Raw genomic sequence first — 14,717 nt, 5'->3', positions numbered from 1 at the left:
GCGATGACCACCCCTCCGATCACCGGAGCGCGGGATATCCTCTCGCCCGACGGCTGGCTTGCCGCGCTGGCGCGGCGGTCGGAGGCGGTGGTCATTCCCTTCTGTGCGCTACTCGCGGGGCTGGCGGCGTTCAGCCTCTTCCTGCTGATGCAGGGCAAGTCCCCGGCGGATTTCTACAGCATCGTCTACATGGGCGGGTTCGGCTCGTCCTTTTCCTGGCAGAACACCCTGTCCCGCACGGCGCCGCTCCTTCTGGCCGCGCTGTGCGTCGCCCTTCCCGCGCGGCTGGGCCTCGTGGTGATCGGCGGCGAGGGGGCGATCGTGCTGGGCGGAGTCGCCTGCGGCGCCGTGGCGGGCCTGCTGATCGGCGTGCCGGGCGTGCTGGGCATCCCGCTGATGGCGGCCGCGGGCGCGCTGGCGGGTGCTGTCTGGATCGGCGCCGTTGGCGCGCTGCGGCACTACCGGGGCGTGAACGAGACCATCGCCAGCCTGCTTCTGGCCTATATCGCCATCGCGCTGATGAACCATCTCGTCGAAGGCCCGCTGCGCGATCCGGCGAGCCTCAACAAGCCGTCGACCGCGCCGCTGGCGGAGCAGCTGCGGGTCGGCGATCTGCCGGGCTGGAACGTGCACTGGGGGCTGATCGCGGGCATCGTCGCCTGCATCGCCGCCTGGGTGCTGATCGAGCGCACGACCTGGGGCTTCGCGGCGCGGATCGCGGGCGGAAACGTGCGGGCGGCGCAGGTGCAGGGGCTGCCGGTGGGGCGGCTCATCATCGGCTTCACCGCGCTGGGCGGCGCCTTCGCGGGGCTCGCGGGCGTCTTCGAGGTCGCCGCCGTGCACGGCTCGGCCAATGCCTCGCTGGCGGGGGGCTACGGCTATACCGGCATCCTCATCGCCTTTCTTGCGCGCCACAATCCGCTGGCGATCATTCCCGTCGCGATCCTGCTTGCGGGGTTCGAGGCCTCCTCGGGCCTCATCCAGCGCCGGATGGACCTGCCGGACGCCACGGTGCTGGTGCTGCAGGGCTTCGTCTTCGTGGCGATCCTTTGCTCGGAGACGCTTTACGGGCGGTTCCGCCTCTTTGCCCCCGAACGCTGGAGGACTGCCTGATGGAGAGCGATCTCGGCCTCTGGGCCATTCCCATCGCCATGCTCGGCGGCGCGATCCGGGTCTCGACGCCCTTTCTCTTCGTCTCGCTGGGAGAGGTGCTTACCGAGAGGTCGGGGCGGATCAACCTCGGGCTCGAGGGCACCCTCGTCTTCGGGGCAATGTCGGGCTACGCGGTGGCTTTCCTCACGGGCAATGCCTGGGCGGGCGTCGGGGCCGCGGCGATCTGCGGCGCGCTCTTCGGGCTGCTGCATGGGCTGATCTGCTCGCTGCCGCGCGTCAACGACATCGCCGTCGGGATCGCGCTGATGCTGCTGGGGATGGGCCTCGCCTTCTTCTTCGGCAAGCCCTTCATCCAGCCCGTGGCGCCGGACCTGCCCAGCATTTCCTTCGGCTGGTGGTCGGACCTGCCGCAGGTGCGCGCGGCGCTTCAGGTCAACGTGCTGTTCCTGATCGGGATCGTCGCGGCGGTGGCCCTGTGGTGGATGTTCCGCGCCACGAAGGTGGGGCTGGTGATCCGCGTCGTGGGCGACAGCACCGACGCCGCCCGCGCGATGGGCCTCAGCCCGCCGCTGATCCGCACGCTGGCGACCGCCGCGGGCGGGGCCTTTGCCGGCGTGGGCGGCGCCTATCTGTCGCTCTTCTATCCCGGGAGCTGGAACGAGGGCATCTCCTCGGGCCAGGGCCTGATGGCGGTGGCGCTGGTGATCTTCGCGCGCTGGAACCCGATCTACTGCTTCTGGGCGGCGATCCTCTTCGGCGCCGCGGGCGCGCTTGGCCCGGCGTTGCAGTCGGTGGGCGTCAGCACCGGATACTATCTCTTTTACGCGGCTCCCTACGTCCTGACGCTGGGCGTGCTGATCGCGACCTCCTCGCCGACCCGCGCCATGACCGGCGCGCCGGGCGAGCTTTCCATCACGAAGTAGGAGACACGGCATGAGCGGACTGGGTGGTCTGAACAAATCCCCGAACGGCGTGGTGATCGGGATGGTGCAATTGCAATTGCCGGTGGTGGTGACGCCTGCGGACCTTGCGGCGCAGACCGACCGGATCGTGGAGATGGTCGGCAAGGCGCGGCGCAACATGGCCACGATGGATCTCGTGGTCTTTCCGGAATACGCGCTGCACGGCCTGTCGATGGACATCAATCCCGAGATCATGTGCAGCCTCGACGGGCCGGAGGTGGCGGCCTTCAAGGCCGCCTGCGCCGAACATCGCATCTGGGGCTGTTTCTCGATCATGGAGAAGAACCCCGGGGGGATGCCCTGGAATTCCGGCCTCATCATCGACGACACGGGCGAACTGAAGCTCTATTACCGAAAGATGCACCCCTGGGTTCCCGTGGAGCCGTGGGAGCCGGGCGACATGGGCATCCCGGTGATTGACGGGCCGAAGGGCTGCAAGCTCGCGCTCATCATCTGCCATGACGGCATGTTCCCCGAGATGGCCCGCGAATGCGCCTACAAGGGCGCGGAGATCATGCTGCGCACCGCCGGCTATACCGCGCCGATCCGCGACAGCTGGCGGTTCACCAACCAGAGCAATGCCTTCTGCAACCTGATGGTGACGGCCAATGTCTGCATGTGCGGCAGCGACGGGACCTTCGACAGCATGGGCGAGGGGATGATCGTCAATTTCGACGGGCAGGTGCTGTCCCATGGCACCTCGGGCCGGGCGGACGAGATCGTCACCGCAGAGGTGCGCCCGGACCTCGTGCGCGAGGCGAGAAGGCACTGGGGGGTGGAGAACAACATCTACCAGTTCGGCCATCGCGGCTACGTGGCGGTGAAGGGCGGGGCGCAGGATTGTCCCTATACCTACATGACCGATCTGGCGGCGGGGCGGTATCGCCTGCCCTGGGAGGACGAGGTGGAGGTGACCGACGGCACCTCCTGCGGGTTTCCGGCGCCCGTGCGGGTGTATGGGGAGAAGGCGGCGGAGGCGGCAGAATGAGAGCTTCTGTTGTGCCAGGCGCCCGGTGCGGAATCGAGGCCGCAGGCCGCCGCACCATCGCGTCGCCATTGTCGCTCGGACCAATGGCGCTCCAATGGCGACCGCCCGGACGGCCCGGCGATTGGCTGACGTCAGCGCGTCGATCCGAGCGACTGCGGGACCTCGGGGATAAAGTGCTCAGAACGACGGTCGGGATCGCCGGTCCGCGGCCCGTCGATGATGCGCCTTCTCACTTCATGACGACCGTTGAAGAGGCCCGCACGTGAAAGACCACCCCATGACCACCATCGCCTCCGTCCCCTATGTCTGGCCCTGGAACGGCGACCTCCGGCCCGGGAACACCGCCCTCATCGTCATCGACATGCAGACCGATTTCTGCGGCGTCGGCGGTTACGTGGACAAGATGGGCTATGACCTGTCGCTCACCCGCGCGCCCATCGAGCCGATCAAGCGCGTGCTGACGGCCATGCGCGCCAAGGGCTATCACATCATCCACACCCGCGAGGGGCACCGGCCCGACCTGTCGGACCTGCCCGCCAACAAGCGCTGGCGCAGCCGGCAGATCGGCGCGGGGATCGGCGATCCGGGGCCCTGCGGGAAGATCCTCGTGCGCGGAGAGCCGGGCTGGGACATCATCGAGGAGCTGTATCCCGAGCCCGGGGAAATCATCATCGACAAGCCGGGCAAGGGCAGCTTCTGCGCCACGGATCTGGAGATGATCCTGCGCACGCGCGGGATCGCGAACCTGGTGATCTGCGGGATCACCACGGATGTCTGCGTGTCCACCACCATGCGCGAGGCCAACGACCGGGGCTTCGAATGCGTCGTCCTGTCGGACTGCTGCGGCGCCACGGACCGGGGCAACCACGACGCCGCGCTGAAGATGGTGACCATGCAGGGCGGCGTCTTCGGCGCGGTGGCCGATGCGGACGCGCTGATCGCGGGCCTGCCATGACCGTGATGGGCCATCTCGCGGCGGGGGCGCTGGGGATCGAGACACTCGGCATGACCATGCGCTTCGGCGGGTTCACCGCGCTCGACCGGGTGTCGATCCGCGTGGCGCCGGGCTCGTTCCACGCGCTTCTGGGGGAGAACGGCGCGGGCAAGTCCACGCTGGTAAAGTGCATGATGGGCTTCTACCACGCCACCGAGGGCCAGATGCTGGTCGATGGGCGCGAGGCCCGGGTGCCCGACCCGAGGGCCGCCCATGCCTTGGGCCTCGGCATGGTCTACCAGCATTTCACGCTGGTCCCGTCGCTGACCGCCGCCGAGAACCTGGTGATCAGCCGCAAGGACGCGCCCCGGATCATCGACTGGCGCAGCGAGAACGCGGCGCTGGAGGCGTTCATGGCGCAGATGCCCTTCGCCGTGCCGCTGGACCAGCCGGTGCGGGCTCTGTCGGCGGGCGAGAAGCAGAAGCTGGAAATCCTCAAGCAGCTCTATCTCGGGCGGCGGTTCCTGATCCTCGACGAGCCCACCTCGGTGCTGACGCCAGACGAGGCGGACGAGGTGCTGGGCCATGTCAAGGCGCTCTGCCGCGAGGGGCGGATCACGGTTCTGATGATCACCCACAAGTTCCGCGAGGTGACGGCCTATGCCGACGAGGTGACCGTCCTGCGCCGGGGCAGGCTGGCGGGCACGGGCCGGGTGGCGGAGCTGAGCCATGCCGACATGGCGCGGATGATGATGGGCGACGCGGAGCTCGCGCAGCCCGCCCCCCGCGCCGGAGAGGCGGGACCGGCGGTCCTGTCGGTCGAGGGAGTCCGGGCGCGGGACCGGTCGGGACTCAAGGAGATCGTGATCGACGCGCTGGAGGTGCGCGCGGGCGAGATCGTGGGCATCGCAGGCATCTCCGGCAACGGCCAGATGGAGCTGATGGAGATCCTCACTGGCCAGCGCCCGGCGGAGGCAGGCACGATCCGCGTCAAGCAGACGCCCTATCATGCCCGCCGGGAGGAGGCGCGCGTCAAATGCGTGCGCTACCTGCCGGAGGAGCCGCTGCACAACGCCTGCGCCGCGAAGATGTCGGTGACCGAGAACATCGCCTTCCGCACCTTCGACATGAACGGCAGCGGCACCCGCTTCTGGCTCTCGGGCCGGGAGATGAAGGCCCGGGCAGCGGACCTGGTGGCCGCGTTCCGGGTCAAGACGGCCTCGCTCGACGCGCCCATGGCGTCCCTGTCGGGCGGCAACGTGCAACGGGCGGTGCTGGCGCGGGAGCTGACGGGGGACGTGGACCTGCTGGTCATTTCGAACCCCTGTTTCGGGCTCGACTTCACCGCCGTCGCCGAGATCCGCGCGCGGATCATGGCAGCGCGGAACGGCGGCGCCGCGGTGCTGCTGATGTCCGAGGATCTCGACGAGATCATGGAGCTGTCGGACAGGGTTCTGGTCATGTCCGAGGGCCGCATCGCCTATGCGCGTGCCGTGGCGGAGGCCGATCTGGCGGAGATCGGCCATCACATGGGGGGACATGCCTGATGGCCCGCATCGACGCCGCGCCCTTTGCCTATGAGTTCGATCCGGCCAGCACGGCGCTGCTCGTCATCGACATGCAGCGCGATTTCATCGAGCCGGGGGGCTTTGGCGCCGCGCTCGGCAACGACACCGCGCCGCTGCGGGGCATCATTCCGGCGACCGCCCGGCTGATCGGCGCGGCGCGCCGGGCGGGCCTGCCGGTGATCCATACCCGCGAATGCCACCGGCCCGACCTGTCGGACTGCCCGCCCGCGAAACGGAGCCGCGGCGCGCCGACGCTCAGGATCGGCGATCCGGGTCCCATGGGACGCATCCTGATCGCCGGCGAGCCGGGCGCGGAGATCGTGCCTGAGCTCGCACCCGCGGCGGGCGAGACGGTGATCGACAAGCCGGGCAAGGGCGCCTTCTACGCGACGGACCTCTCCGAGGCGCTTGAGGCGCGCGGCATCCGCAGCCTGATCCTCGCGGGCGTGACGACGGAGGTCTGCGTGCAGACGACGATGCGCGAGGCCAACGACCGCGGCTATGAGTGCCTCCTCGCCGAGGACGCGACCGAAAGCTATTTCCCCGAGTTCAAGGCCGCGACCCTCGCCATGATCCGGGCCCAGGGCGCCATCGTCGGCTGGACCGCGACCGTGGCGCAGATCGAGGAGGCGCTGCATGGATAGCCCCGTGTCCCCCCCGCAGCATTTCGCGGCCTTCGCGCAGGGCGGCTGGCACGATCTCGACTTCGCGCCTTTCCGAGAAGGCGTGGAGATCTGCACCCTGCTGGCGGGCGAACCGGCGGTGGCGCTTCTGCGCTATGCCCCGGGCGCCTCGGTGCCGCGCCATCTGCATCGCGGGCTGGAGACGATCCTCGTTCTGGAGGGTATGCAAAGCGACGAGCGGGGCGACTATCCGGCGGGGTCCCTTGTGCTGAACCCCGAGGGCAGCGTGCATTCGGTCCGGTCGGAGGAGGGCTGTGTCGTGCTGATCCAGTGGGACAGGCCGGTGGAGATACTGGAGGACGAAACGTGACGGACCCGGCGCGCCTGAGCTTCGACATCGCGACCCTGCATGGCGCCTATGCCGCGGGCCTGTCCCCGGAGGAAGTGATCGCCGAGGCCTATGCCCGCATCGAGGCGGCGGGCGATCGCGGCATCTTCCTCCATCTGCGCCCCCTGGCGGAGGTGCTGGCCGAGGCCGGGGCGCTGCCCCCCTTCGACGCGGAGGCGATGCCGCTCTGGGGCCTGCCCTTTGCCGTCAAGGACAACATCGACCTTGCGGGCTGCCCCACCACCGCCGCCTGCCCGGCCTATGCCTATGAGCCGGAGCGGGACGCCTTCGCCGTCGCGGCGCTGAAGGCGGCGGGGGCGATCCCGCTCGGCAAGACCAACCTCGACCAGTTCGCCACCGGGCTCGTGGGCGTGCGCTCGCCTCATCCGCCGCCGAAGAACGCCGTCGATCCGGCCATCGTGCCGGGCGGCTCGTCCTCGGGGTCGGCGGTGGCGGTGGCGCGGGGGCTCGTGTCCTTCTCGCTCGGAACGGATACCGCCGGGTCGGGCCGGGTGCCTGCCGCGCTCAACAACATCGTGGGGCTCAAGCCGACGCTGGGCGCGATCTCCGCCATGGGGGTGGTGCCCGCCTGCCGGACGCTCGACACGATCTCCGTCTTCGCGCTGACGGTGCCCGATGCCTGGGCCGTGTTCCGCGCCGCCGCGCGGTTCGATCCCGATGACGCCCATGCGCGCCCCATCGCGGTGCCCGCCCCGTCCGCCCCGCCCCCGGTGCTGCGCCTCGGCGTGCCCGATGCCGCCACGCGCGAGTTCTTCGACGACGGCGCCCAGGCCGCCAGTTTCGACGCGGCGCTGGCGCGTTTGGCCGCGGGAGGGGCGCAGATCGTGGAGCTCGACTTCACGCCCTTCTACGAGGTGGCGCGGATGCTCTACGAGGGCGCCTGGGTCGCGGAGCGGCTGAGCGTGATCGAGGACCTGCTGGAGAGCGACCCTGGGGCGATCCACCCGGTCACGCGGCAGATCATCGGCGCGGGCGCGCGGCTGTCGGCGGTGGACGCCTTTCGCGGCATCTACCGGCTGGCCGAACTGAAGCGCCGGGCGGAGCCTCTGCTGGCGGGGGTGGACCTTCTCTGCGTTCCGACGATGCCGACGTTCTATTCGGTGGCGGACCTCGAGGCCGATCCGGTGGGGCCGAACGCGCGGCTCGGCACCTACACCAATTTCGTCAACCTCATGGACATGTGCGGCATCGCCGTGCCGGTGGCGCCGCGCAGCGACGGGCGGCCCGGCAGCGTGACGCTGCTCGGGCGCCGGGGAGAGGATGCGCTGGCCGCCGCGCTGGCCGAACGGCTCCACCGGGAGACGGCGCCGGTCCTTGGCGCGACGGGGCATCCCTTGCCCGCCACGCCCGTCGCGGCGCCGGGGCCGGGGCCGGGGGAAATCGCGATCGCCGTGGTGGGGGCGCACATGTCGGGCCTGCCGCTCAATCACCAGCTCACCTCGCGCGGGGGACGGTTCCTGCACACCGCGCGGACCGCGCCGGCCTACAGCCTCCATGCACTGCCCGGCGGCCCGCCGTTCCGGCCGGGGCTACTGCGCACCCGGGGCGGTGCCTCCATCGCGCTGGAGGTCTGGGCGATGCCGGTGGCGCGGTTCGGGGAACTGGTCTCCGTCGTGCCCGCGCCGCTGGCCATCGGGACGGTGGAGCTGGAGGACGGCACATCCGTCAAGGGCTTCCTCGTGGAGGCGAGCGGGATCGAGGGCGCCGAGGACATCACCGCCCACGGCGGCTGGCGCGCCTATCTCGAGGCGGCGGAAGCAGTGGCGGGCTGACGGCGGCTATTCGCGCTGCCCGGTGAAGGCGAGGGACTTCTCCAGCTCCTTGTCCATGCGGACCTGCTCGCGCCTCGTGATGGCATGTTCCCGCTCCGCCCGTGCCTGGGCGAGCCGGCGCATCAGCCCGTCGAGGAGGGGGCTGCGCAAGGCCCTCGCCACGCGCTGCAGGCGCGGGGTGAAGCGGGCGAACAGCTCGTCCTCGCGGCTGACCATGGCCTCCGTCGTGCCCGGATCGCCCTGCCGGCCCGCGCGTCCGTAGAGCTGGCGGTCGATGCGGGCGCTTTCGTGGAACTCCGTAAGGATGACATGGAGTCCCCCCTTCTCGCGCACGCCCGGCCCCAGACGGATATCGGTGCCCCGGCCCGCGATGTTCGTCGCCACGGTGATCGCCCCCTCCTGCCCAGCGGCGGCGACGATCTCCGCCTCCTCGCGGTCCTGCCGCGCGTTGAGGACGCGGTGCGGCAGACCGGCCTCCGTGAGGACCTGCGAGAGGGTCTCGCTGGCCTCCACCGACCGGGTGCCGATCAGCACGGGCCGGCCCCGGTCATGGACGAAGGACACGCGGGCGGCGACGGAGCGCCAGCGGTCGCGGGCGGTGGGATAGAACACCGTCCGCACATGGCGCCGGGCGAGGGGCCGGTGACGCGGGATGCGCGTGGTCACGAGACCGTAGCTTTCCCGCAGTTCGCCCGAGAGCTCGAACCCCGTGCCGGTCATGCCGGAAAGGCGGAGGTAGCGGCGGAAGAAGCGCTGGTAGGTGATCGAGGCGAGCGTGACCTTGCGGCCCGTGACAGCCACGCTCTCCTTGGCCTCGATCATCTGATGCAGGCCGCCCTGCCAGGTCCGGTCGGGCATCACCCGGCCGGTGAATTCGTCCACGATGCGGATTTCGCCCTCGTCGATGATGTAGTCCCGCTCCCGCTCGAAGAGATGCAGGGCCACGAGCGCCTGAACCGCCAGTTCCTCCCGCGCGAGGCGAATGCGCCATTGCCCGGTCAGCCCCTCCGCCTGCCGCGCCAGCCGCGCCTTTCCGGCGTCGGTCAGGGTGATCTGCCGGTTCATGCGGTCGACCTCGTACTCCGCCCCCTCGCCGAGGCCGCGCGCCAGCCGCAGGCCCGTGTCATAGAGCGTGTCGGCGTCGCCGCCCCCGGCGGTGGAGGACAGGATCAGCGGCGTGCGTGCCTCGTCGATGAACACGCTGTCCGCCTCGTCGACGATGGCGAAGCCGAGGCCGCGCAGGGTCAGCCCCGCGCCCGCAACACCCCCCACAAGGCGGCGCAGGCGGCTGCGCGCGGGACCGCGCGCCCGGCCCAGGGCCACGCGGTCGCGCAGGTAGTCGAAGGTGACGTTGGCGTTGCTGACATAGGTCAGGTCCGCGGCATAGGCGCCGCTGCGCGCTGCGGGGTCCATCTCGGTCTCCACCACGGCCACCGAGAGGCCCAGGGCGCGGGCGAAGGGGGCAATCTCCTCAGCGTCGCGGGCGGCGAGGTAATCGTTGACGGTGACGACATGAACCGGCTCGCCGCGCAGGGCGGCGGCGGCGGCCGCGGGCATCGCGGTCAGGGTCTTGCCCTCGCCGGTGGCCATCTCGACCAGCCGCCCCTCGAGCAGGCCCAGCGCGCCCATCAGCTGCACCCGGTAGGGCCGCTTGCCCAGGGTGCGGTGGATCAGCTCGGCCAGCACCGCCATGAGCGGCGCGCGGGCCGCCGCGCCACCGGGGCGCAGGGTCTGGCGGGCGAGGCTGTGGGCCAGCGCCGTCAGTTCCGACATCCGGCAGCCGGCATAGCGCGGCTCCAGCGCGGCGATGCGCCGGGCCTCGCGCGCCAGCCGCCAGCGATGCAGCGGCAGGCGCGCAAGGGTCCAGCCGGTCCAGCGGTCGAGGAGGCGGTCCACGGCGTTGTCGATCGGGTCGGCCCGTTCGGCATAGGGCGACACCGCGCGCCGCACCGGGCCGAAGCCGAAGAGCCCCTCGCCGTCAGGCATTGAACCGCTCGATGAAGAGCTGCCGCACGCGCCGCCAGACCTGGGCGCCCGCCGGCTCCGTACCATGGTCGAAACGGACATGGACGCGCAGGCCGTAGGGCGGGGCCTCCGTCAGCGTTTCAGGCACCGCGAGATCGTAGATGAAGACCGCCTCGGTCGTCTCCGTGCCGGCCTCGTCACCGGGCAGGCTGAGGAACCGCCCGCCCCCGAGACTGCCGAGGACGGGACTCGGCAAGGTCGTCGTCGCCTGCGGCACGGCGCGCAGTACGCGCGTCTCGTGCCGGTCCGAGAGGTGCCCGGCCAGCCGCACCTCCACCCGCTCGAGCCGCTCCCGCACCAGCGCGATATCGGCCTGGGGCACCACGACGCGCAGCACCTCGGGCCGGGGCGGAAGGACGTAGCCGATCAGGTCGCCCTCGGCGAACCAGCGCCCGGCAAGGTCCCCGGGCGGGGCCACGGGCTGGAACGTGCCGGCAAGGGGCGAACGGACGGTCAGGTCCTGCCGCCGCGCCATCTCGCGGGCAAGCTCGGCGCGGGCGTCCTCGAGTTCGAGGCGGATCACCTCGGCCCGGCCCCGGTCGGCGATCTCGGCCACGCCGAGGCGGCGGCGCTGCTCCTCTTCGCGCCAGCGCAGCTCTTCAAGCCGCGCGTCGAGGGTGGGCAGGCTCATCTCCGCCAGCGTCTCTCCCGGGGTCACGGCGGCGCCGCGCGCGGGCGGGACGAGATCGAGAAAACCGGGCGCGCGGGCGCGGACATGGGCGGTCTTGGGCAGCCAGACCACACCTTCGGTATCCGTCCGGAGGGGCAGCGGCAGGAACAGCAGCAGCGCCAGAACCGCGGCGATGCTGCCGAAGGTCCAGGCCTTTGCGCGGCCCCGGACCTTGCGCAGCCCCGGCGCGGTCAGCACATGCCGCAGGTGCTTGAAGCCGGGCTTGATCAGGGCGTTGAAGATGCTCCACGCGGCGATGAGGATGCCGACGAAGTAGTATTTCCCGGCCACGAAGAGCGCGATGCCCAGCATCACCACCATGCGGTAGACGAAGGCGGCGGGCGCATAGACCAGGAACCAGCGCCGCTCGCCGGGCGTGGCCACGGGCTCCTTCAGCTGGCGCGCCCGGAAGAGGCGGTGCTGGATCAGCCAGCCCCAGTACTTGTTGGCGCGCGTGCCGAAATTGGGGCTCTCGATCAGGTCCGACAGGACGTAGTAGCCGTCGAACTTCAGGAGCGGGTTGCCGTTGACCACCAGCGTCGACAGCCCGCCGATCATCACGATGTTGAAGGCGATCGCCCTGATGGCGCCGGGCTCGGCCGAGGCCCAGATCACCATGGCGACGGCTGCGGCGAAGGTCTCGATGAAGATGCCGCCCGCGCTGACCGCGGCGCGGTCCCACCTGTTGCGGAAGGCCGCGGCGGCGGAGGCGTCGACATAGGGCACGGGAAAGAACACGAGGAACATGATCCCCATGTCGCGCACCTCGCCGCCGCGGACCTTGGTCAGGTAGCCGTGGGCGAGTTCGTGGAGCGCCTTCAGCAGCGGATAGCTCACGAGCGAGATCAGGAGGTTCTGGGCGCTCAGGAGCTGGTCGGTGATGTCCCGCGTCAGCGCCTGCCAGTTCTGCGCCGCCGTCAGCCCGCCCCAGGTCACGACGGCGAGCCAGAGCAGGAGGCCGACCCAGCCGAGGAAGGGCCGCACCGCGGGCAGGGTCCTTGTCAGGAAGGCGTCGGGGTCCCAGAGCGGAATGCGGATCGAGACGGGGTTCGTCAGGTTCTGCTTGAAGAGCTCGGTCGATTTCTTCCGGTAGCGGTCGAGAAGGTCCGCCACGTCGGGCGTACCCGCGTAGTGGATGAGGTCGTTCTGGTGCAGCGTCGCCAGGAGCTGGATCACCTCGTCCTGACTCGGGGCATCCGCGTCATGGGTCTCGGCGAGTTCCGACCAGATCGCCCCCACCGTCGTCTGCCCGTCGAACCGTCCGATCACCATGTAGGCCGCCGGCGTGAAGCGGTGGACGCGGGCGGAGGCATGGTCGTGGAGGACATACCAGGGCTGGCCGCGATACCGGTGGCGGTGGACGGTGACATGCACCCGCAGGCGCGGGGTCAGCCCCTCGACGCGGTACCACAGCTGCGAGAGGAACCGTTCGGCCATGTCACGGCTGCCAGGTCCAGAGGGTGGTGCGCAGCCAGTCCCGGAGGCGCCGGGTCCAGGACCAGGCATAGAGGGCGCGGCCGGCCTCGACCTTGGCGCTGCCCGCCATGCCGGGGCGCAGATCGCCGGGCGCGGGCGCGGTCAGCCGGGCCTCTGCGAGAAAGACGTTGCCGGCCTCGCGCGCCTCGGAAACCGGGGTGATGCGCTCGATCTCGAAGGGAAGCGGCTCGGTCGGTCGCCCTGTCAGCACCAGATCGCCGCCCATGCCGGCCGAGATGTAGGGCAGGTCGCGCTCGTCGACGAAGACCTCCAGCCGGTAGCTGTCGAGGGGCGCGATCTCGAACAGCACCTCGCCCTGCTGGACAGGGGAGCCGAGGCGCTGACTCAGGTCGCCCGCGATCACCAGCCCTCCGATGGGCGCGCGGATTTCCGTTCTGTCGAGTTCCGCCTGGGCGAGCGCGAGGCGCGCGCGGGCCTGCCGGATCTGTGCCTCGAGATAGGCGACCTCGTCGCGGGCACCCTCGGCCAGCGCGGTGCGCGACTGGGCGGAGAGGCGGTCGATCTCCGACTGCCAGCGCAGCTGTTCGAGCCGAAGGTCGCGATCGTCGAGCCGCGCGAGAAGCGCGTCCTCCTCCACCCGGTCGCCCGCGCGCACCGCGGCCTCGGCGACGAAGCCCTGCAAGGGGGCGACTGCCGCGCGGCGCACCTCCCCCTGCAGGACGGCATCGGCGGAAACGCGGAACGGCCCGTCGACCGTCGCGGCGGCCAGGATCAACGCGCCGATGGCGAGCGCCAGCAGCTTCCAGCTGAGCCGGCGGGGGCCGAGGAGGATGCCGAGCACATGGCCGGTCTTGTCGACCAGCCGCCCGCCGATCCAGCGGCGGTTTCGGCGCTTCAGCTCGAGGATCGGCCCCATCAGCGCGGCGACGCTTTCCGCGATCCTCACCTCGCGCGGGGTGAAGGACGTATCGGCGCGACGCTCGGCGCAGATCACGCCCACGACCCGGGCGTCGTCCTGCATCGGCACCGACAGGACGTGGCTGGTCTTCGTGGTCCGCAGGTGGTCGGCATGGGCGATGTGCACCGCGCGCGGCAGGCCCTCCACCGGGGGCGCCGCCACGGTCACGCCCTGGTCGAAGGCCTCGTCCATCATCGTCTCCAGGCTCTCGGCCAGAGTAGAGCGGCGCTTGAACCAGGCGGCATAGGACATGGCCAGAAGCCGCACGCGCGGCGAGCGGCGCCCGCGGACCATGCCGACCGAGACCTGATCGGCATGAAGGATGCCCTTCAGCTCGTTCACCAGCGCCATGGCGGCAGCCTCCGGCCGGGGGTGCTCGTGCACCAGCGCCAGCAGATCGAGCGCGATGCCCGCGCGCTCCACCTTCTCCGCCTCGAGGTCGTGGGCGCCCTGCCAGTGGCGCGAGGTCAGCCAGCCGATGGCCCAATGCACCTCCCGCACGGCCGCCTGCAAGGCGGCGGGGTCGTCGCTGCGCAGTTCCAGCACCACGAGACCCGCCATGGGACCGCCGCCGGTCCGGGCGGGCACGGCGGCGTAGCCCCGGCCATCGTCGCCGGTCCCGGTGGCGGCGCGGCCCGTTGCGGCGCTCCGTTCCGCGACGGGGCGCAGGGGGGCGAGGTCGCGCGCCGGGTCCGGACCCGCCGCCACCGGCTTCAGCGCGCCGCTCGTCCGGTCGAGGTCCAGAACCACGCCGAAGGACGCATCGGGCACCCGCCCGAGCAGCACCGTCAGCCAGCCCTGAAGGAACGCCCGGTCGTCGCGCGCGCCCAGGAACGCCGCCCAGGCCGCGGCGGGCACGCCCGGCCGGGTGGCCGGGTCGGCGGCGGCGGCCTGGAACGGGCGCTCGAGCGTCTTGCCACCGCCCTAGCCCTCGAGCTTGCCGTAGCGGCTTTCGTGCTCGTCGATCAGCCGGTTGATCATGTCGCGCAGGCGCTTGGCGGCGAAGGGCGACATCACGATACGGTGGTGCAGTTCCACCTCCAGCTTGTCGCCGCCCATGTCCCAGTTCTGGTTCACGCCGAAGTTGATCACCACCTCCTCGCGGGTGGAGGAGCCGTTGCAGACGTTGCAGTAGCTGCTCTTGAGCTGGGAGGTGTCGAACCTCACCCGGCCCGGCGGCACGGTGCCCTGGGGCGTGCGCGCCGCGCCGGGCGATTTGTCCGCGGCGCCGTTTTCGGGGGTGTCGCTCTTGGCCATG

12 protein-coding genes are annotated in these 14,717 nt (G+C 70.9%); 8 read left to right on the top strand and 4 right to left on the bottom strand.

From position 1 onward, the window contains the following. The first annotated feature begins 3 nt into the window (after positions 1–3). The 8 genes from EAT49_RS14595 (at position 4) to atzF (ending at position 8,369) form a co-directional block, all read left to right on the top strand. On the top strand, positions 4–1,113 hold the full coding sequence (locus EAT49_RS14595) for an ABC transporter permease (RefSeq protein ID WP_123643104.1): 1,110 nt from the start codon (positions 4–6) through the stop codon (positions 1,111–1,113). Next, positions 1,113–2,036 (top strand): ABC transporter permease, encoded by a 924-nt coding sequence (locus EAT49_RS14590; protein ID WP_185020770.1) that lies wholly within the window; start codon positions 1,113–1,115, stop codon positions 2,034–2,036. Before EAT49_RS14595 ends, EAT49_RS14590 begins: the two co-directional genes overlap by 1 nt. Before the next feature lie 10 nt (positions 2,037–2,046). After that, positions 2,047–3,063 (top strand): formamidase, encoded by a 1,017-nt coding sequence (locus tag EAT49_RS14585; RefSeq protein ID WP_123643034.1) that lies wholly within the window; start codon positions 2,047–2,049, stop codon positions 3,061–3,063. A 262-nt stretch (positions 3,064–3,325) separates the two neighbouring features. Continuing rightward, positions 3,326–4,018 carry a biuret amidohydrolase gene (gene biuH, locus EAT49_RS14580; protein WP_246003862.1) on the top strand — a complete coding sequence of 231 codons (693 nt, stop codon included), beginning with the start codon at positions 3,326–3,328 and terminating at the stop codon, positions 4,016–4,018. Next, positions 4,015–5,544 carry an ABC transporter ATP-binding protein gene (locus tag EAT49_RS14575; RefSeq protein ID WP_246003861.1) on the top strand — a complete coding sequence of 510 codons (1,530 nt, stop codon included), beginning with the start codon at positions 4,015–4,017 and terminating at the stop codon, positions 5,542–5,544. Before biuH ends, EAT49_RS14575 begins: the two co-directional genes overlap by 4 nt. Then, positions 5,544–6,209 (top strand): cysteine hydrolase family protein, encoded by a 666-nt coding sequence (locus EAT49_RS14570; protein ID WP_123643032.1) that lies wholly within the window; start codon positions 5,544–5,546, stop codon positions 6,207–6,209. Before EAT49_RS14575 ends, EAT49_RS14570 begins: the two co-directional genes overlap by 1 nt. After that, positions 6,202–6,558: a cupin domain-containing protein gene (locus EAT49_RS14565; RefSeq protein ID WP_123643031.1), complete on the top strand. Its 357-nt coding sequence runs from the start codon at positions 6,202–6,204 to the stop codon at positions 6,556–6,558. Before EAT49_RS14570 ends, EAT49_RS14565 begins: the two co-directional genes overlap by 8 nt. Further along, positions 6,555–8,369 carry an allophanate hydrolase gene (atzF, locus tag EAT49_RS14560; protein ID WP_123643030.1) on the top strand — a complete coding sequence of 605 codons (1,815 nt, stop codon included), beginning with the start codon at positions 6,555–6,557 and terminating at the stop codon, positions 8,367–8,369. The genes EAT49_RS14565 and atzF overlap by 4 nt, the downstream gene beginning before the upstream one ends. Before the next feature lie 6 nt (positions 8,370–8,375). On the opposite strand, the gene EAT49_RS14555 is transcribed toward atzF, so the two are convergent. The 4 genes from EAT49_RS14555 to EAT49_RS14540 all read right to left on the bottom strand — a co-directional run bounded on the left by EAT49_RS14555 (position 8,376) and on the right by EAT49_RS14540 (position 14,716). After that, positions 8,376–10,355: a preprotein translocase subunit SecA gene (locus tag EAT49_RS14555; RefSeq protein ID WP_123643029.1), complete on the bottom strand. Its 1,980-nt coding sequence runs from the start codon at positions 10,353–10,355 to the stop codon at positions 8,376–8,378. Then, positions 10,348–12,501, bottom strand: coding sequence for a PqqD family peptide modification chaperone (locus EAT49_RS14550; RefSeq protein WP_123643028.1), 2,154 nt, complete (start codon positions 12,499–12,501; stop codon positions 10,348–10,350). Before EAT49_RS14550 ends, EAT49_RS14555 begins: the two co-directional genes overlap by 8 nt. A 1-nt stretch (position 12,502) precedes the next feature. Beyond that, positions 12,503–14,317: a GAF domain-containing protein gene (locus EAT49_RS14545; protein ID WP_123643027.1), complete on the bottom strand. Its 1,815-nt coding sequence runs from the start codon at positions 14,315–14,317 to the stop codon at positions 12,503–12,505. Positions 14,318–14,383: 66 nt separating this feature from the next. Then, positions 14,384–14,716 carry a DUF3467 domain-containing protein gene (locus tag EAT49_RS14540; RefSeq protein WP_123643026.1) on the bottom strand — a complete coding sequence of 111 codons (333 nt, stop codon included), beginning with the start codon at positions 14,714–14,716 and terminating at the stop codon, positions 14,384–14,386. Position 14,717: the final 1 nt, after the last annotated feature.

This window comes from Histidinibacterium lentulum, from assembly GCF_003789055.1.
GTDB classification, from domain to species: domain Bacteria; phylum Pseudomonadota; class Alphaproteobacteria; order Rhodobacterales; family Rhodobacteraceae; genus Oceanicola; species Oceanicola lentulus.
The sequence above is the reverse complement of the archived record's forward strand: the minus strand, read 5'-3'. Positions and strand labels throughout refer to the sequence as shown.